Origin of the sequence: Aquitalea sp. ASV11 (assembly GCF_016429185.1) — a bacterium.
Taxonomy (GTDB): Bacteria; Pseudomonadota; Gammaproteobacteria; order Burkholderiales; family Chromobacteriaceae; genus Aquitalea; species Aquitalea pelogenes.
This window is the reverse complement of the sequence record NZ_JAELUD010000051.1, coordinates 14,648-32,195: the sequence shown is the minus strand read 5'-3', so window position 1 is coordinate 32,195 and position 17,548 is coordinate 14,648. Positions and strand designations below refer to the sequence as shown.

Below are 17,548 nucleotides of genomic sequence, written 5' to 3'. Positions count from 1 at the left end.
TTATTCTGTTTTTTAAAGAGCGGTGCAGGTCGCTGCGTTTCGTTTCCGTCGCTGCGTTGTCTGCTGAGGAGGCGAACTATACCGCCATGACCCACCCTCGTCAACACTTTGTGCGAAGAAATCTGCAAGATTTGCCAAAATTCCGTCGCACAGACTGCTAAGTCACTGAACGGTAATGATTTATGAAATACAGGTTTCATGACTGTTTTGCTGCGGGTGCACAGCCAGCGGCGCACTGGCGTCCTTCCTGACGCTGACCCACGAGGGAAACTGGCGCAAAAAGCTGGTTTCGCCGCCGACACAGGCAGCAAAAAGCCCGGCTGGGCCGGGCTTTTTGCAAACGGGTTGCTGATGTTTGCGATGACTCTATATAGATGGCGGATGACGGGGCTCTTATTTGATGCCGAGCCGGTCCATCCGGTAACGCATGGAGCGGAAGGTGAGGCCGAGCAGCTTGGCCGCCTGGGTGCGGTTGAAACGGGTGGCATCCAGTGCCTTGAGGATGGCTTCCCGCTCCACCCGGTCCAGAAAGTCTTGCAGCGGTTCACTGCCAGCATAGCCGGGGATGGCGTCATCCTGCTCCTGCAGTGGCTGGCTCAGGGTGAGTTGCAGGTCGGCGACATCGACCTTGTCGTCACCGGCCAGTGCTACTGCGCGTTCGAGGATGTTTTCCAGTTCACGGAAGTTGCCCGGGTAGTTGTAAGCCAGCATGGCCTTGACCGCATCCGGGGTGAGACGCGGCCGGCTGTCCGCGGTGGCGAAGCGGTCGAGCAGGGCGCCGATGAAGCGGGGAATGTCCTCGCGCAGTTCGCGCAGTGGCGGCATGCGCAGTGGTAGTACATTGAGCCGGTAATACAGGTCCTGACGGAACTGCCCGGCTTCGACCAGGGCTGCCAGGTCCTTGTGGGTGGCGCAGATGATGCGCACATCGACCGGGTCTTCTTGCGGGCTGCCCAGTTTGCGCACCTTCTTTTCCTGAATGGCGCGCAGCAGTTTGACTTGCATGGCCAGCGGCAGGTCGGCAACTTCGTCCAGAAACAGGGTGCCGCCAGCGGCTTGCTGGAAGAATCCGTCGCGCTCGCTGTCGGCTCCGGTGAAGGCACCTTTGCGATAGCCGAAGAATTCGCTTTCCATCAGGTTTTCCGGAATGGCACCGCAATTGACCGGAACGAAGGGGCGTTCGGCACGTCCGCTTTGTTCATGAATCAGGCGGGCGGCTTGCTCCTTGCCGGTGCCCGATTCGCCACTGATATAGACAGCGGCCTGGCTGCGCGCCAGCTTGTCCACCATGCGGCGGACTTCCAGCATGGCAGGCGAGTCGCCGACCAGGCGTTCGATACTGCTGGATTTGCCATTGCCATCCACTTTCAGTACCGATTTCACCAGGGTGCGCAACTGGGCCAGGCTGATGGGTTTGGACAGATAGTCAAACGCGCCGGCCTTCATGGCCTTCACCGCGTTTTCCGTGCTGCCGTAGGCGGTGATGATGGCGCTGGGAATATCCAGTCCTTGCTCGGCAATGAATTCGACCACTTCAATGCCTTCGCCATCCGGCATGCGCATGTCGGTAAGCACCAGATTGAAGGGTTCGCGCTGCAGGCGCGCCTTGGCATCGCTGACATTGCCGGCCGTGATGACATCCAGGCCCATCTTGATCAGGGTGAGTTCCAGCAGTTCGCGGATGTCCGGTTCGTCGTCCACGACCAGCACGCGCAGGGGGGCTTTATTCATAGGCTAGATGACAGCTCAGACAGAAAACACCGCCGGGCGGGATGTAGTCGAGGCGTGCGTCGTTGGCCTCGGCCAGCTCCCGGGCAATATAGAGTCCCAGCCCGGTGCCGGTGCTTTCGGTAGTGAAAAAGGGTTCGAACAGGTGTAACTGCGCGTCTTCGCTCATGCCCGGTCCGTCATCCATCACACGGATGAGCACCTGGGTTTCGACATGATTGATTTCAATGCATACCGCGCCATGTACCCGGGAAGAGTGGCGCCAGGCATTGCCCACCAGGTTGGACAGGATCTGCCCCAGATGACCGCGGTCGAAATAGATGCTGTCGGTGCTGTGGAAGATGGTGAGGATGCGTCCGGCGGCATCAGGCTGGGCCATGCCGAACTGATCCAGAAAATCAGCCAGGAACTGGGACAGCTTGATGGTTTCGGTTTTGACCCGGTCGCGTCGTCCCAGCATCAGCACTTCTTCCACCAGACCGTTAATCCGTTTGGCGTTGTCGCGCACGATGCGGGTGAGCCGCTGGGTAGCCGGGTCTTCCGCGCCTTCGGCCAGCAAATCACCGGCATGGGAGATGGCGGCCAGCGGGTTGCGGATTTCATGGGCGATGTTGGCGGTGAGCCGGCCCAGCGCCGCCAGCTTGATGCGTTTGGCTTCTTCGGCCAGATCGGCCATATCACGCAGGAACATCACCACACCGCGCAAATCGCCAGCCAGAATGGGCACCATGCGGCCACCCAGTTGCCGGCCACGCACATTGCGCTCGACAAATACCGGCATCGGGGAATGGTTGTTGATACGCCAACGCTCGACGATGGGTGACAGTTCCGGCAGCAGGATGCCACGTTGCATGCTGGGGAAGTAGCGCACGGCCTGGGCATTGAATTGCCGCACGGTGCCGGTTTCGTCCAGCACGATGACGGCATCGCGCTGGCTTTGCAGCACCAGCTCGTTCAACCGGTTGAGGTTGGCAATTTCGCCGCCGCGACGTGAAGCCAGTTCTTCGGACTCGCGCGCCACACGCGCCAGCTGGTAAGTCACCACCGAGGTGACGAAACCGGCCAGCGACAACAGGCCGGTCTGGAACAAATCGTTGGTGCTGCCAAACAGCATATGGCTGCGGACATGCTCGTAACCGACATAACCGAACAGGCTGGCGGTGGCGATGGAGGCGTAAAACAGCGCAAAACGGCCGGAAGACAGCAGGCCGGCTACCGCGAGGTAGGGCAGCAACAGCATGCCATAGCCGCTTTTGACACCGCCGTTCATGCCCATCAGCCAGACAATCATCAGGATGTCGGCCACAATGGCCAGCGACAGCTGCAGGGTATGGGCAATCTTGCCATCGCGCAGGGCAAACCAGCTGGCAATCAGGCAGCCATACACCACGGCCCAGAGATTGAAATGCCCGCCACCGTCGACCAGCCGCTGTCCTTCGCTGCCTTGCAGCAGCGACATGAACAGCAACACCAGCAGCATGATGGCGCGAAAGCCGTTGACGAAGGCCAGGGCCTTGCGCGGACTCAGCGGCAGCGAGCGTTCAGACATCATGGTGTGTCAGCCGTGGGCAAATCACCAATGGCCGATACCGTCCACTTCTTCGGCATCAGTTTGCCTTTCTTGCCGCGCTTGGCATCGAACTCGGCCAGTGCCAGTTTTTCGTCCGCCACCTTGCCACGCACCGATACCGTGGCCAGCACGGCCTTGTCGCCCTTGACCAGCCCGATGGCGGTGAGCGACTCACCGGTGTCCAGCCCCATCAGCATCAGGCCACGGCCCTTGGCCATTTCCTTCAGCTCGCCTGCCGGGAAGGCCAGCAGACGGCCATTGTCCGCTGCAGCCACCAGCCGCAGGGTGGTCAGGTCGGCATTGGCGGCCACCGCCACCGGGGTGATGACGCTTTCGCCATCGTCCAGCGTGATGAAGGCCTTGCCCGCCTTGACCCGACCCGACATGTCGGACAGCCTGGCCACAAAGCCATAACCGCCGGAACCGGCCACCACGAAGCGGGCGTCGTCCTTGCCGGAAATCATTTGTGCCGGCTTGGCACCGTCCTGCAAATCCACCAGCGAGGCTACCGGCACGCCGTCGCCACGACCGGTGGGCACATCGGCCGGATCGATGGTGTAGGCGCGGCCCTTGTTGTCCAGCACGATGACCGACCACACGGTGCGGGTTTCCACCACGGTGTGCAGGCCATCGCCATCCTTGAAGGCCAGGGCGGACAGGTCGACATTGTGGCCGACGCGGGCGCGGATCCAGCCCTTTTGCGACAGGATGATGGTGACCGGCTCGTCGGCGATGGTCTGGGTCAGCACTGCACGTTCGGCCGCCTTGATTTCACTGCGGCGCTGATCGCCGTATTTGGCAGTGTCGGCCATGATTTCGTCGCGGATCAGGCGGGTGAGGGCATCCGGCGTATCCAGCACATGGCGCAGGCCTTCGCGCTCTTCGCGCAGCTCGGACAGCTCTTTCTCCAGCTTGAAGCCTTCCAGCCGCGCCAGCTGGCGCAGGCGGATTTCCAGAATGTCCTCGGCCTGTGCTTCGGACAGGCCGAAGGCTTTCATCAGGTCGGGCTTGGGTTCGTCCGATTCACGGATGACGCGGATGACTTCATCGATATGGATGAAGGCAATCATGCGGCCTTCCAGAATATGGATGCGCTTTTCCACCTGACCCAGGCGGTGCTTGAGACGGCGGGTGACGGTGCTGCGGCGGAAGGCGATCCACTCGCTCAGAATGGCCTTGAGGCCCTTCTGCGCCGGGCGACCGTCCAGGCCGATCATCACCAGGTTCATCGAGGCATTGCCTTCCAGACTGGTTTGCGCCAGCAGGATGTTGATGAACTCGTCCGGGTCCTGCCGGCTGGACTTGGGTTCGAACACCAGACGTACCGGGTTCTGGCTGTCCGATTCGTCGCGCACGCGGTCCAGCAGCGACAGCATCAGGCTCTTGAGGTTTTGCTGTTCCTGCGTCAGCGCCTTCTTGCCGGTCTTGAGCTTGGGATTGGTGGCTTCTTCAATCTCGGCCAGCACCTTCTGCGCGGAAGAACCGGGCGGCAGCTCGGACACGATGACGCGCCACTGGCCACGCGCCAGTTTTTCCACTTCCCATTTGGCACGCACCCGCACGCTGCCACGGCCACCTTCATACGCCGCCAGAATGTCGTCAAACGGGGTGATGATCTGGCCACCGCCGGGGAAGTCCGGGCCGGGGATGTAGTCCATCAGCTGGCGGGTCGTCAGTTCCGGGTTGGCCAGCAAGGCCAGGCAGCCGCGTGCCACTTCGGTGAGGTTATGCGGCGGAATTTCCGTGGCCATGCCCACGGCAATACCGGATGCACCGTTGAGCAGCACCATGGGCAGGCGCGCCGGCAGCAGGGCAGGCTCTTCAAATGCGCCGTCATAGTTGGGCACAAAATCCACCGTACCCATGTCGATTTCGCCCAGCAGCAGTTCGGCAATCGGCGTCAGGCGTGCTTCGGTGTAACGCATGGCGGCGGCACCGTCGCCGTCGCGGCTGCCGAAGTTGCCCTGACCGTCGATCAGCGGATAGCGCAGGGTGAAGTCCTGCGCCATGCGCACCAGCGCCTCGTAAGCCGAGCTGTCGCCGTGCGGGTGGTATTTACCCAGGATTTCACCCACCACACGGGCCGACTTGACCGGCTTGGCCCCATGCACCAGGCCCATGTCGCGCATGGCATACAGAATGCGGCGCTGCACCGGTTTCTGGCCGTCGGCCACTTCCGGCAGCGCGCGGCCCTTGACCACGCTCATGGCGTATTCCAGATAGGCACGCTCGGCATACTGGTCCAGCGGAATCCAGTCGCCCGACTGCGCATCTGCCGGCGGGGCTGGCGGTGTCACGGGCGGCTGCATGCCGGTGGCGGGCAGCGCATCGTCAAAGAGATCATTACTGTTCATGGGCAGAGCTTGCTTGTGTGATAGGTTTACACGTGTTCATTTGCAGCGACGCCATCCACGGTTTCCGACACCATATCGGCAGGACAGGCGCGCTGCGCCATTCATTTTCGAGGGCAATTCTACTATGGCCAGCCTGTTGCAGTGGCAATGCCACCCGTTTGACGGCTTTTCCCCGCTTGCGCTGTATGAAATGCTGCAGTTGCGCGACCGGGTATTCGTACTGGAACAACAATCCATCTATGGCGATGTGGATGGCGTGGACCTGCACTGTCACCACCTGCTGGGCCGCGATGGTCATGGCAAATTGCTGGCCTATGCCCGCCTGATTGCACCGGGCGAAAAATATGCGGATGCCAGCGCCATCGGCCGCGTGGTGCTGGAACCGGTGGCCCGCGGCAAGGGGCTGGGCCAGCAATTGCTGGCGGAAGCGGTGGCCCACTGCCTGCAATTGTGGCCTGCCGCTCCCATCATGCTGTCGGCCCAGACATCCGCCCAGGGACTGTATGAACGCTTCGGCTTTGTCGCGGTGTCACAGCCTTATGACGATGGCGGCATCCTGCATGTGGACATGCGGCGCGGCGCGCTCAGTCACTGAGCCGGCCCAGGCCTGCTCAAGCCGCCTGCGGCGCGAACAGGTCTTTCCAGCCGGTGTAGGCGGTGACATACAGCACCGGAAACCACAGCAGCAAGCCCAGACCCAGCGGCAACACAGCCAGAAACAACAACACGGCCAGCATGAAGGCACTGAGCAGCACCGCCTGCCAGTTGGCAATACCACCGCGAAAACTGTCCCGCAGCGCCTGCCACGGACCCAGACCACTCAGTACCACCAGGGCCGGCGCAAACCAGTAGCACAGGCTGAGCAGGAACATCAGCGCGGCGCTGAGCAGCATGAACAACCCGACCGGGCCTTCCAGCCTGGGCAGCTCCTGCGCATTCTGCGCTGCTATCAGTTGCAGGCCCAATAAGGGCATGGCGGCACTGAGCAGCATCATGGCCAGCAACAACAGGGCCAGATACAGCATGCCGACATTGAGCAAGGCGCGCGGTGCGCGGTCAAACCCGGCAAACAGGGCGCGCAGCTTCAGTTCGCGGCCTTGTTCGGCCTGCTGTGCGGCCAGCACGAAACCGCCGGCAAAGATCGGGGCCAGAAAGAAAGTGAGCGGCGCCCCCAGCAAGGGGATGGCCGCCACGGCAAAGTGGATGAGCAGATAACCACCGGCCAGCAACATCCAGGTGAGTGGCTGCTGTCGTACCAGATAAAACGCCTCCACAATCCAGCGCCAGCCCCGTGCATAGCCCACCTGGCGTGCATTGATGCGTGCGGGAAATTCAGTCTGCATGCTTGCTCCTGTCCGGCTGATTCATGGCAAAAACCCGAAAACCTGCGCCGACTGTCCACCAGAGCAGCAGGCTGGTCAAGCCCATCTGCCTGCCAGCCCCGGGCCGGACGCGTGGCGCTGCGCGCAGCAATGCTGTCAACAATGCATTGAAATTGCACGAAAACAGCGCACAAGCTGCGCCGTGACGGTTGCCGCAATGCGGCAAAATCAGGGATAATTCCATGATTTAGCGGCGGTTAATCCATGCCGGTGCCATGCACGGGTTGCGGGCTGACTGTCGTACCGCATCTGTCCCGCCCCCTTTATTGTTTTTGAGGTTTTCCTGAAATGGTCACCCGAACCGAGCTAGCCAACGCCATTCGTTTCCTCTCCATGGACGCAGTGGAAAAGGCAAAATCTGGTCACCCCGGCGCCCCGATGGGCATGGCTGATATCGCTGAAGTGCTGTGGCGCGATCACCTGAAGCACAATCCTGCCAACCCTTCCTGGTCCAACCGTGACCGCTTCGTGCTCTCCAACGGGCACGGCTCCATGCTCATCTACAGCCTGCTGCACCTCACCGGCTACGATCTGTCCATCGACGACCTCAAAAACTTCCGTCAGCTGCATTCCAAAACCCCGGGCCACCCGGAATACGGTTATGCACCGGGCGTGGAAACCACCACTGGCCCGCTAGGCCAGGGCATCACCAATGCGGTGGGCATGGCGCTGGCCGAAAAAATGCTGGCCGCCCAGTTCAACCGTGACGGCCACACCGTCGTTGACCACAACACCTGGGTATTCCTGGGGGACGGTTGCCTGATGGAAGGCATCAGCCACGAAGCCTGCTCGCTGGCCGGTACCTGGGGCCTCAACAAGCTGATCGCCTTCTGGGACGACAACGGCATTTCTATCGACGGCCACGTTGAAGGCTGGTTCACCGACAACACCCCGGCCCGCTTCGAAGCCTACGGCTGGCAGGTGATCAAGAACGTCAACGGCCACGATCCGGTGGAAATCGCCACTGCCATCGAAACCGCCAAGAAGGGCGACCGCCCGACGCTGATCTGCTGCAAGACCACCATCGGCTTTGGCTCGCCCAACAAGCAAGGCACACACGACGTACACGGCGCACCGCTGGGCGCGGCTGAAATTGCCGCTGCGCGCGAAGCCCTGAACTGGCCGCATGCCCCGTTTGAAATTCCGGCCGAGATCTACGCCGCCTGGAGCGCCCGCGACAAGGGTGCACTGGCCGAGATCGAATGGAACAAGCAGTTTGACGCCTACCGCGCCGCTTACCCGGAACTGGCTGCCGAATTCGAACGCCGCATGCAGGGCGAACTGCCGGCTGCCTGGGCCGAAGCCCGCGATGCTGCCATCGCCAAAATCGTCGACGCCGCCCAGACCGTGGCCACCCGCAAGGCCAGCCAGATTGCACTGGAAGCCTTCTCGCCCAGCCTGCCTGAGTTTGTAGGCGGTTCGGCCGACCTGACCGGCTCCAACCTGACCAACTGGTCTGGCTCCAAGTGGATCGACGCTGCCGGTAACGGCAACTACATCAGCTATGGCGTACGCGAGTTCGGCATGGCCGCCATCATGAACGGCATGACGCTGCACGGTGGCCTGCGCCCCTACGGCGGCACCTTCCTGATGTTCAGCGAATACGCCCGCAATGCTCTGCGCATGGCCTCGCTGATGAAGATCAACCCGGTGTTCGTGTTCACTCACGACTCCATCGGTCTGGGCGAAGACGGCCCCACCCACCAACCGGTGGAACAAGTGGCCACACTGCGCATGATTCCGAATCACCACACCTGGCGTCCGTGCGACACCACCGAAGCTGCGGTGGCCTGGGCACATGCCATCGAACAGAAAACCACGCCGAGCAGCCTGATCCTCAGCCGCCAGAACCTGCCTTTCGTGCAGCGTGATGCGCAGCAAGTGAAAGACATCGCGCGTGGCGGCTACGTGCTGCGCGATGCCGCCGATGCCCGCGCCGTGCTGATTGCCACCGGTTCGGAAATCGAACTGGCGCTGAAGGCACAGGAAGCACTGGCCGCCGAAGGCATTGCCGTGCGCGTGGTGTCCATGCCCTGCACCAATGTGTTCGACCAGCAGGACAAGGCCTGGCAGCAAAGCGTGCTGCCGGCCGGCCTGCCGCGCCTGGCCATTGAAGCCGGCGTGCCGGACTTCTGGCGCAAGTATGTCGGTCTGGAAGGCGATGTGGTCGGTATCGACCATTTCGGCGAATCCGCACCGGCAGGCGTACTGTTCAAGGAATTCGGCTTCACCGTCGACAATGTCGTCGCCAAGACCAAGAACATCATCCAGTAAATAAAGCACAGGCCACCCCATCCAAAAACAAAGCAGGGGTGGCCTTATTTTTGTGGTGTCTCCATTCTGACCCGCTCACGCGGGGAGGCACCAGACTTTCCGGGAGAGTAATAGTATGACCATTCGCATCGCGATCAACGGCTACGGCCGTATTGGCCGTCAGGTTCTGCGCGCCATTTACGAATACAACCTGCACAACGATTTCAAGGTTGTTGCCGTCAACGCTACTGGCGATCTGGCCACCAACGCCCACCTGACCAAGTTCGACACCGTGCACGGTCGTTTTCCGGCAGACATCGCACACGATGAAGAAAACCTGCTGATCAATGGCGAGAAGATTCCGTTCTTCTCCACCCGCAATCCGGCCGAACTGCCGTGGAAAGCCCTGAATGTAGACCTGGTACTGGAATGTACCGGTGCCTTCACCAGCAAGGAAAAGTGCCAGGTTCACCTGGATGCCGGTGCCAAGAAGGTGCTGATTTCCGCCCCGGGCGGTGACGACGTGGACGCCACCATCGTGTACGGCGTGAACCACAACGTGCTGACCAGCGCCATGACCGTGGTATCCAACGCATCCTGCACCACCAACTGCCTGGCACCGGTGGCCAAGGCACTGAACGACACCATTGGCGTGACCAAGGGCCTGATGACCACCATCCACGCCTTTACCAACGACCAGGTGCTGACCGACGTGCGTCACAAGGACCTGCGCCGCGCCCGTTCCGCCACCGAAAACATGATCCCCACCAAGACCGGTGCCGCCAAGGCCGTGGGTCTGGTGCTGCCGGAACTGAAGGGCAAGCTCGATGGCTTCGCCGTACGCGTTCCCACCATCAATGTTTCGCTGGTTGACCTGACCTTCAAGTCCGGCCGTGACACCACCAAGGACGAAGTCAACGAAATCCTGCAGGCTGCTGCCGAAGGCCCGATGAAGGGCGTACTGGGCTTCAACACCCTGCCGCTGGTTTCCTCCGACTTCAACCACAGCACCGAAGCCTCCACCTTTGACGCCACCCTGACCAAGGTGACTGGCGGCAATATGGTGAAGGTACTGGCCTGGTACGACAACGAGTGGGGTTTCAGCAACCAGATGCTGAAAACCGCTCGCGCTATGTTCGAAGCCAAGTAAGGTATGGCCCTGCGGGGCCGGCAGCAAATGAAAGCAGGCAGGACGCAGGTCCGCCTGCTTTCGTGCGGAAACAGCACGGACGAGTGAGCCGGTTGAGCCATGCTCCCGCCACTGCGCCCCAGGGCAAACACACCCGCCCAGGCTGCGGCCTAGCGCGGCGCTTAACAGCCAGCAGGGCAGGGTGCAAGAGCCAACTGCTGTAATAAATACACTACTTGATCTGCTGTCTGTTGCGCATGCAGACAGCCCGGTACAGTAGCTACAGCGATAGCCAGCGCAGTGACAAGACTGCCAGTCATATGTCATTGCGCTTACACTATCGCCAAGCCCGAATACGGCTGTACGGCCTTCTCCCACGAAGGCGGTCGCCAATCGCATTCAACAGATAAAAGCGAGCCACCGATGAAATTCAACAAACTGACCGAGCTGGACCTGGCCGGCAAACGCGTACTGATCCGTGTTGACATGAACGTGCCGGTGAAAAATGGCGTGATCGGCGACGACACCCGCATCCGCGCCAGCCTGCCGTCCATCGAACACAGCCTGAACGCCGGTGCCGGCGTCATCCTGATGACCCACCTGGGCCGTCCGACCGAAGGCGAACCCAAGCCGGAAGACAGCCTGGCTCCGGTGGTCGAGCGCCTGTCCACCCTGCTGGGCAAGCCGGTACGCCTGGTTGCCGACTGGCAAGCCGGCCTGAATGTGGCTGCCGGTGAAGTGGTGATGCTGGAAAACGTACGCCTGAACAAGGGAGAGAAGAAGAACAATGCCGATCTGGGCAAGGCTTACGCCAGCCTGTGCGACGTATTCGTCAACGATGCCTTTGGCACCGCCCACCGCGCCGAAGCCTCCACCCACGCGGTAGCCCAGTTTGCCCCCACCGCCTGCGCCGGCATCCTGCTGGCGGCCGAGCTGGACGCTCTGGGCAAGGCCCTGCTGGCGCCGGCACGTCCGCTGGTGGCCATTGTGGCCGGCTCCAAGGTTTCCACCAAGCTGACCATTCTGGAAGCGCTGGCTGACAAGGTGGACCAGCTGATCGTGGGCGGTGGCATTGCCAACACCTTCTTGCTGGCCGAAGGCAAGAACATCGGCAAATCGCTGGCCGAAGCTGATCTGGTTGAGGAAGCCAAGAAGGTGATTGCCAAGATCCGCGCCCGTGGCGGCGATGTACCGCTGCCCAGCGACGTGGTGTGCGCCACCGAATTTGCCGAAACCGCCGCTGCCACCACCAAGCCGGTGGCCGAGGTGGGCGCTGACGACATGATTCTGGACATCGGCCCCGATTCCGCCGCCGAACTGGCTGGCATCATTGCCAAGGCCGGTACCGTGGTATGGAACGGCCCGGTCGGCGTGTTCGAGTTCGACCAGTTCGGTAACGGCACCAAGACCCTGGCACAGGCCATCGCCCAGTCGCCGGCCTTCTCCATTGCCGGTGGCGGTGACACCCTGGCGGCGATTGCCAAGTACGGCATTACCGATGACATCAGCTATATCTCCACCGGTGGTGGTGCTTTCCTGGAATTCCTGGAAGGCAAGACCCTGCCGGCAGTGGCCATTCTGAGCGAACGCGCCGCCTGATCGCAGTCATCACCACATGCAAGTGAATGGCGCGCCCGGCGTGCCATTCTCCCCACCCTTGCCGGAGTACTGCCATGCCCTTGAATACCTGGTTGCTGTTTGTCACCACCGTGTTTTTTGTTTCCGCCACACCCGGCCCCAACATGCTGCTGGCCATGACCCACGGCATTCACCATGGCGTGCGCCGCACCGCCGTGACCTGCCTGGGCCTGATGACCGGCCTTGGCATCATCATGCTGGGTTCGGCTGCCGGCCTGGGTGCCTTGCTGGCCGCATCGGAACAACTGTTTTCTATCGTAAAATACGCCGGTGCCGCCTATCTGATTTACCTGGGCATCAAGACCTGGCGCGCCATCCCGCAACCGGTAACGGAAGTGGCAGAAGACAGCAGCGCCCGGCATACGCCGTGGATGATGTTCCGCACCGGTTTTCTGGTGTCGATGAGCAATCCCAAGGCCTTCATCTTTTTTACCGCGCTGTTCCCGCAGTTCATGGACGCGCGACTGCCGCAGGGGCCGCAGCTGGCCGTGCTGGCAGCCACGTTTTACGTGATTGAAGCATCCTGGCAGTTTGCCTACGCCAGTGGCGGAGCCCGCCTGGCAGGCTGGCTCAATAGCGCCCGTCGCCTGAAGCTGGTGAACCAGGTATCCGGCGGGGCTTTTGTCGGTGCCGGCCTGATATTGTCCGGTGTGTCCCGCCACTAGGCGGCTTGCATTACCCGTATTCCTGATTGGATTGCCGCTGTAACCCGGCAGGCAGTCCCCGATTTGAAACCCATGCCGCCCAACCGCGGCATGACCTGAGGAGATTTTCATGGCACTCGTTTCCATGCGTCAGCTGCTGGACCATGCAGCCGAATTCAGCTACGGCCTGCCGGCTTTCAACGTCAACAACCTGGAACAGATGCGCGCCATCATGGAAGCCGCTGACAAGTGCGACGCACCGGTCATCGTGCAGGCCTCCGCCGGTGCCCGCAAATACGCGGGTGCGCCCTTCCTGCGTCACATGATCCTGGCCGCGGTGGAAGAATTTCCGCATATCCCGGTGGTGATGCACCAGGACCACGGCACCAGCCCGGACGTATGCCAGCGCTCCATCCAGCTGGGCTTCTCTTCCGTGATGATGGACGGCTCGCTGAAAAGCGACGGCAAGACCCCGGCCAACTACGACTACAACGTGGAAGTGACCCGCACCGTGGTGAACTTCTCCCATGCATGTGGCGTGTCGGTAGAAGGTGAAATCGGTTGCCTGGGCAGCCTGGAAACCGGCATGGCCGGCGAAGAAGACGGCGTGGGTGCCGAAGGCGTGCTGGACCACAGCCAACTTTTGACCGACCCGGAAGAAGCCGCCCGCTTCGTCAAGGACACCGGTGTGGATGCCCTGGCCATTGCCATCGGCACCAGCCACGGCGCGTACAAGTTCAGCAAGAAGCCCACCGGCGACGTGCTGCGCATCGACCGCATCAAGGAAATCCACGCCCGCATCCCCAACACCCATCTGGTGATGCACGGTTCCTCTTCGGTACCGCAGGAGTGGCTGCAGATCATCAACGAATTCGGCGGTGACCTGGGTGAAACCTATGGCGTGCCGGTGGAAGAAATCGTGGAAGGCATCAAGCACGGCGTGCGCAAGGTGAATATCGACACCGACCTGCGTCTGGCCTCCACCGGTGCCATCCGCCGCTTCATGGCGCAGAACCCGAAGGAATTCGATCCGCGCAAATACCTGAAGGCCTCCACCGATGCCATGCGCGATATCTGTATTGCCCGCTACGAAGCCTTTGGTGCTTGCGGTCAGGCCAGCAAGATCAAGGCCGTGAGCCTGGATACCATGGCCAATCTGTATCTGAAGGGCCAACTGGCGCAAATCGTAAAATAAGCGCCATTCGCTCCATTATCCAGCCCGCTCCTGTAGCGGGCTTTTTCACGTCCATCCGCCCGCAGGTGCATGCCGGCATCCCCCATCAGCAGCATTGGCGCAGGCCACGCCATTGCTTACACTGCAAGGATGAGCGAACTGCTATCCCCTCTCGAATGGTTTTTTGTCATCCTGCTGGCCGTGGTTCCACTGCTGGGGCTGGGTTTCCACCTGTGGATCATGCTGCTGGGCCATGGCAACAACGACAAGCACACCAAGGACCGACCATGAAACTCGACATCCTGTATTTTGCCCGCCTGAAAGACAGCTTCGGCATGGGTAATGAACAGCTGGACACCGAGGCTGCCAGCGTGGATGAGCTGCTCATCGAATTGCGTCAGCGCGGCGGCAACTGGAGCAGCGAGCTGGCGGCCGGCAAGGCCTTCCGCGTGGCACGCAACCAGGAGCTGGTGCGGCTGGATGCCACCCTGAGCGACGGGGACGAAGTGGCCATCTTCCCGCCGGTTACCGGGGGCTGACATGCAGCCATTTACGGTTCGGATCCAGCATGAAGTGTTTGATTGCGGCGCGGAAATCGCCCGCCTGTCGGCCAACCCGGCCTGCGGTGCCGTGGTGAGTTTCAGCGGCCTGGTACGTGACTATGGCGACCGGCAGGACATTGCCGCGCTGGAGCTGGAGCATTACCCGGGCATGACCGAACGCTCCTTGCACGCCATCATCCAGCAAGCGCGGGAACGCTGGCAGCTACAGGCCGCCACCATCATCCACCGCGTGGGCCGGCTTGCGCTGGGCGAGGCCATCGTGCTGGTGGTTACCGCCAGCAGCCACCGCAAGGATGCCTTTGCCGCGGCGGAATTCCTGATGGATTTTCTCAAGACCGAAGCGCCATTCTGGAAAAAGGAAATCCAGCAGGATGGCAGCAGTTACTGGGTGGAAGCCAAGGCCAGCGACCAGCACGCCGCCGGGCGCTGGCAATGACGGCCTACACCGCGCTGATTCTGGCCGGCGGCCAGGCCAGCCGCATGGGCGGGGTGGACAAGGGCCTGGTGGAACTGGCCGGTCAGCCGCTGATTGCCCGCACCCTGCACAGCCTCGCCGCACAAAACCAGCCGCCTGTACGAATCCTGATCTCTGCCAATCGTCATCTGGATGCCTACGCCGCTTATGGCCATCCGGTGTTGCCGGACACACTGCCCGATTATCCTGGCCCATTGGCAGGCTTGCTGGCGGGCATGCAGGCCGAGCCTGACAGCAAGCTGCTGATGCTGCCTTGTGATGCCGTGCAACTGCCCGCGGACTTTGCCACCCGCCTGCTGGCAGCGCTGCCCGGACGGCAAGCGGTCAGTGCCAGTGACCCGGCGCAGTGGCACCCCAGCCTGCTGGCGCTGCAAGCCGGGCTGCAACCCTCGCTGCTGGACTACCTGCAACAAGGTGGCCGCTCCATCCGCGGCTGGCTGGCCGGGCTGCAACACGATACCGTGCCGTTCGTGCAGCCCTTTGCCAATCTCAATACCCTGCAGGCGGTGGCAGCACTGGCGCAACAGTGGCCGGTTGACTGACACTGTCCAGCAGCCAGCGCTTGAACAGCAGCGCATTGTCACTCAGTGATGCATGGCGCGGATGGACCAGGTAATCCACCTTGCCGCTGACAAAGGCAAACGGCCCCAGCCGCTTGAGCACGCCTTGCTGCAACAGATCATGCGCCATGAATTCCCAGCCCAGTCCGATGCCCATTCTTTGCAACACGGCGTTAAAGGCCAGCGTCACCTGATTGAACATCGGCACCCGCTCCGGCGCGGTATAAGTCAGGCCGAAGTGACCGAACCAGTCATGCCAGTTGATGCAGTTCCAGGCCGATGAATCCAGCTGGATCAATGGCAGTTGCGCCAGATCCGCTGGCTGGCTGATGTCGGGAAAGTCCAGCTGCGCGCTATACACCGGGTACACCACTTCGGGAAACAAGGGCTCGGCACACAGCGAACTCCACTGGCCATCGCCATAGAAAATGGCAAAGTCGTATTCGGCCACGCTGGCTTCATCCATGCTGTTGCTGGCATGAATATTCACCGTGATATCCGGATACTGCTGACTGAAGGCCACCAGCCGGGGAAACAGCCAGAACTGCGCCACCGCGTGGGTGCAATTCACGGTGAGGGTGTGGCGGTTATGCTCGGCCTGCAACCGCACCACGCTGCGCAACAAGGATTGCAGCATGGGGCCGACCTCGCGCTGCAAGGCCAGCCCGGCCGGGGTAGGCTGGATGCCACGCACCAGCCGCTCGAACAGTGGCAGCTTGAGCCAGTCTTCCAGCGCGCGAATCTGCTTGCTCACCGCACTTTGCGTCACGCACAGCTCGGTGGCTGCCTTGGTAAAGCTGCCATTGCGCAGTACCGCCTCGAAATGAATCAGGCTTTCCAGCGGTGGCAAATTCTTCAGATAGCGGCTCATCTGCTTGCGTCCCCATCATGATGACTGCCAGGCTGACATTCCTGTTCAGCATCCTGGCTTGATACAGGATATTAACCCAGACAAGAACCAGGCTGAACATGACATTCCTGTGAGGAATGCGTGAATGCCGAGATATCCTTTGTCGGCCCGCCCTGCCTGCACGTAGCCTTGGGCCATCATCAGTTGCGCAGGGAAGATGCAAAATGAAACGCGGAATCAGCTATGCCGGCCTGGCCGGTGCAATATGGGGCATGGTGCTGATGGTGCCGCAGGTAATGCCCGCCTTCAGCCCCTGGCTGCTCAGTGCCGTGCGCTTTAGCTTGTACGGGGTGATTTCCTTGTTGCTGGCGCTGCCGCTGGCCGGACGGATACGGGCCAAGCTACAGGCTGAAGATGTAATCATGCTGGCCGTACTGTCGCTGGTGGGCAATCTGCTGTATTTCATCTTGCTGGCTGCCGCCATCCAGCTGGTGGGCATTGCTCCCGCCTCGCTCATTGTCGGTGTGTTGCCGGTCACCATCACCCTGCTGGGCCTGCAAGACGAGGGTGCGCTGTCGCTGCGCCAACTGGCCTGGCCCTTGCTGATGGTGCTGGCCGGCATTGTCTGCATCAATATCGATACCTTTGCCGGCAGCCATCCGGGCACTGCCAGCGTGGCAGACCGTATCCTGGGCGTACTGGCTGCGCTGGGTGCACTGGCCAGCTGGAGCTGGTTTGCCTCCCGCAATGCGCGCTATCTGCGCCAGCGCCCCTGTTTTGACAGCCATGAATGGTCTTGCCTGCTGGGCATGGTGACCGGCGTGATGGGCGGTGGCTTGTGGCTGGCGGGTAACTGGCTGGGCCTGCCCATGGTCAGCCAGGCAGTCAGCCATGCCCAGTGGCAGCTGTTCTGGGTAGCGGCCACTGGCTGTGCACTGGGCGGCTCGTGGCTGGCCAATGCGCTGTGGTATGCCGCAGCACGCCGACTGCCACCCACCTTGTCTGGTCAGTTGATCGTATTTGAAACACTGTTTGCCTTGCTGTATGGCTTTGCCTGGTTGCAGCGCTGGCCGCGGCCGCTGGAGCTTGCCTCCATGCTGCTGCTGCTGGGTGGAGTGGCCTGGGCGGTACGGCGGCATGCCACGCCAGCAGAAGAGCAAGCCATGCCGGCCTGGCAGGGGAGTTGATTCCGGCGAGTGCCGCACAGAGACAAACCCCCTCTCGCTTT

Annotated in this window: 18 protein-coding genes; 11 read left to right on the top strand and 7 right to left on the bottom strand. The window is 61.5% G+C overall.

Annotated features, from left to right (window positions below; all coding sequences use genetic code 11):
* From JHD62_RS22640 to parC, 4 genes are all read right to left on the bottom strand, one after another.
* A partial coding sequence (locus JHD62_RS22640) for a hypothetical protein (RefSeq protein WP_233160988.1) occupies nucleotides 1-200 on the bottom strand: 200 nt, incomplete at its 3' end.
* A gap of 193 nt (nucleotides 201-393) precedes the next feature.
* Complete coding sequence (locus JHD62_RS15360; protein ID WP_199103662.1) at nucleotides 394-1,731, bottom strand: sigma-54 dependent transcriptional regulator; 1,338 nt, start codon at nucleotides 1,729-1,731, stop codon at nucleotides 394-396.
* Nucleotides 1,724-3,280, bottom strand: coding sequence for a nitrogen regulation protein NR(II) (locus tag JHD62_RS15355; protein ID WP_233160986.1), 1,557 nt, complete (start codon nucleotides 3,278-3,280; stop codon nucleotides 1,724-1,726). Before JHD62_RS15355 ends, JHD62_RS15360 begins: the two co-directional genes overlap by 8 nt.
* Nucleotides 3,277-5,607, bottom strand: a complete 2,331-nt coding sequence (parC, locus tag JHD62_RS15350) for a DNA topoisomerase IV subunit A (RefSeq protein WP_199103663.1) — start codon at nucleotides 5,605-5,607, stop codon at nucleotides 3,277-3,279. The genes JHD62_RS15355 and parC overlap by 4 nt, the downstream gene beginning before the upstream one ends.
* 169 nt (nucleotides 5,608-5,776) lie before the next feature.
* Between parC and JHD62_RS15345 the strand changes: the two genes are divergently transcribed.
* A complete protein-coding gene (locus JHD62_RS15345) occupies nucleotides 5,777-6,247 on the top strand; it encodes a GNAT family N-acetyltransferase (protein ID WP_199103661.1) in 471 nt (156 codons plus the stop codon).
* A gap of 16 nt (nucleotides 6,248-6,263) precedes the next feature.
* Here JHD62_RS15345 and JHD62_RS15340 read toward each other — a convergent pair whose 3' ends face one another.
* Nucleotides 6,264-6,995, bottom strand: a complete 732-nt coding sequence (locus JHD62_RS15340; RefSeq protein WP_199103660.1) for a BPSS1780 family membrane protein — start codon at nucleotides 6,993-6,995, stop codon at nucleotides 6,264-6,266.
* Nucleotides 6,985-7,218 (bottom strand): hypothetical protein, encoded by a 234-nt coding sequence (locus tag JHD62_RS15335; protein ID WP_199103659.1) that lies wholly within the window; start codon nucleotides 7,216-7,218, stop codon nucleotides 6,985-6,987. Before JHD62_RS15335 ends, JHD62_RS15340 begins: the two co-directional genes overlap by 11 nt.
* A gap of 104 nt (nucleotides 7,219-7,322) precedes the next feature.
* Between JHD62_RS15335 and tkt the strand changes: the two genes are divergently transcribed.
* The 9 genes from tkt (at nucleotide 7,323) to mobA (ending at nucleotide 15,452) form a co-directional block, all read left to right on the top strand.
* Nucleotides 7,323-9,308: a transketolase gene (gene tkt, locus JHD62_RS15330; protein WP_199103658.1), complete on the top strand. Its 1,986-nt coding sequence runs from the start codon at nucleotides 7,323-7,325 to the stop codon at nucleotides 9,306-9,308.
* A 115-nt stretch (nucleotides 9,309-9,423) separates the two neighbouring features.
* The gene (gap, locus tag JHD62_RS15325) at nucleotides 9,424-10,437 is read left to right on the top strand and encodes a type I glyceraldehyde-3-phosphate dehydrogenase (RefSeq protein ID WP_062791334.1); all 1,014 of its coding nucleotides are present in this window, start codon (nucleotides 9,424-9,426) and stop codon (nucleotides 10,435-10,437) included.
* 402 nt (nucleotides 10,438-10,839) lie between these two features.
* A complete protein-coding gene (locus JHD62_RS15320) occupies nucleotides 10,840-12,015 on the top strand; it encodes a phosphoglycerate kinase (RefSeq protein WP_199103657.1) in 1,176 nt (391 codons plus the stop codon).
* A 74-nt stretch (nucleotides 12,016-12,089) separates the two neighbouring features.
* A complete protein-coding gene (locus tag JHD62_RS15315; protein WP_199103656.1) occupies nucleotides 12,090-12,719 on the top strand; it encodes a LysE family translocator in 630 nt (209 codons plus the stop codon).
* A gap of 109 nt (nucleotides 12,720-12,828) precedes the next feature.
* Nucleotides 12,829-13,893 (top strand): class II fructose-bisphosphate aldolase, encoded by a 1,065-nt coding sequence (gene fba / locus JHD62_RS15310; RefSeq protein WP_045845885.1) that lies wholly within the window; start codon nucleotides 12,829-12,831, stop codon nucleotides 13,891-13,893.
* 69 nt (nucleotides 13,894-13,962) lie between these two features.
* Nucleotides 13,963-14,163 (top strand): hypothetical protein, encoded by a 201-nt coding sequence (locus JHD62_RS15305; RefSeq protein ID WP_045845886.1) that lies wholly within the window; start codon nucleotides 13,963-13,965, stop codon nucleotides 14,161-14,163.
* Nucleotides 14,160-14,411 carry a MoaD/ThiS family protein gene (locus JHD62_RS15300; protein WP_045845887.1) on the top strand — a complete coding sequence of 84 codons (252 nt, stop codon included), beginning with the start codon at nucleotides 14,160-14,162 and terminating at the stop codon, nucleotides 14,409-14,411. Before JHD62_RS15305 ends, JHD62_RS15300 begins: the two co-directional genes overlap by 4 nt.
* 1 nt (nucleotide 14,412) lies before the next feature.
* On the top strand, nucleotides 14,413-14,871 hold the full coding sequence (moaE, locus tag JHD62_RS15295; RefSeq protein ID WP_131356728.1) for a molybdopterin synthase catalytic subunit MoaE: 459 nt from the start codon (nucleotides 14,413-14,415) through the stop codon (nucleotides 14,869-14,871).
* Entirely contained in the window at nucleotides 14,868-15,452 is a 585-nt protein-coding gene (mobA, locus tag JHD62_RS15290) for a molybdenum cofactor guanylyltransferase MobA (protein WP_199103655.1), read from the top strand. Before moaE ends, mobA begins: the two co-directional genes overlap by 4 nt.
* Here the strand turns inward: mobA and JHD62_RS15285 are convergent.
* Entirely contained in the window at nucleotides 15,400-16,341 is a 942-nt protein-coding gene (locus tag JHD62_RS15285) for a LysR substrate-binding domain-containing protein (RefSeq protein WP_062788991.1), read from the bottom strand. The genes mobA and JHD62_RS15285 overlap by 53 nt on opposite strands.
* Nucleotides 16,342-16,544: 203 nt before the next feature.
* Here JHD62_RS15285 and JHD62_RS15280 point away from each other — a divergent pair, with 203 nt between their 5' ends.
* Nucleotides 16,545-17,507 (top strand): DMT family transporter, encoded by a 963-nt coding sequence (locus tag JHD62_RS15280; RefSeq protein ID WP_199103654.1) that lies wholly within the window; start codon nucleotides 16,545-16,547, stop codon nucleotides 17,505-17,507.
* Nucleotides 17,508-17,548: the final 41 nt, after the last annotated feature.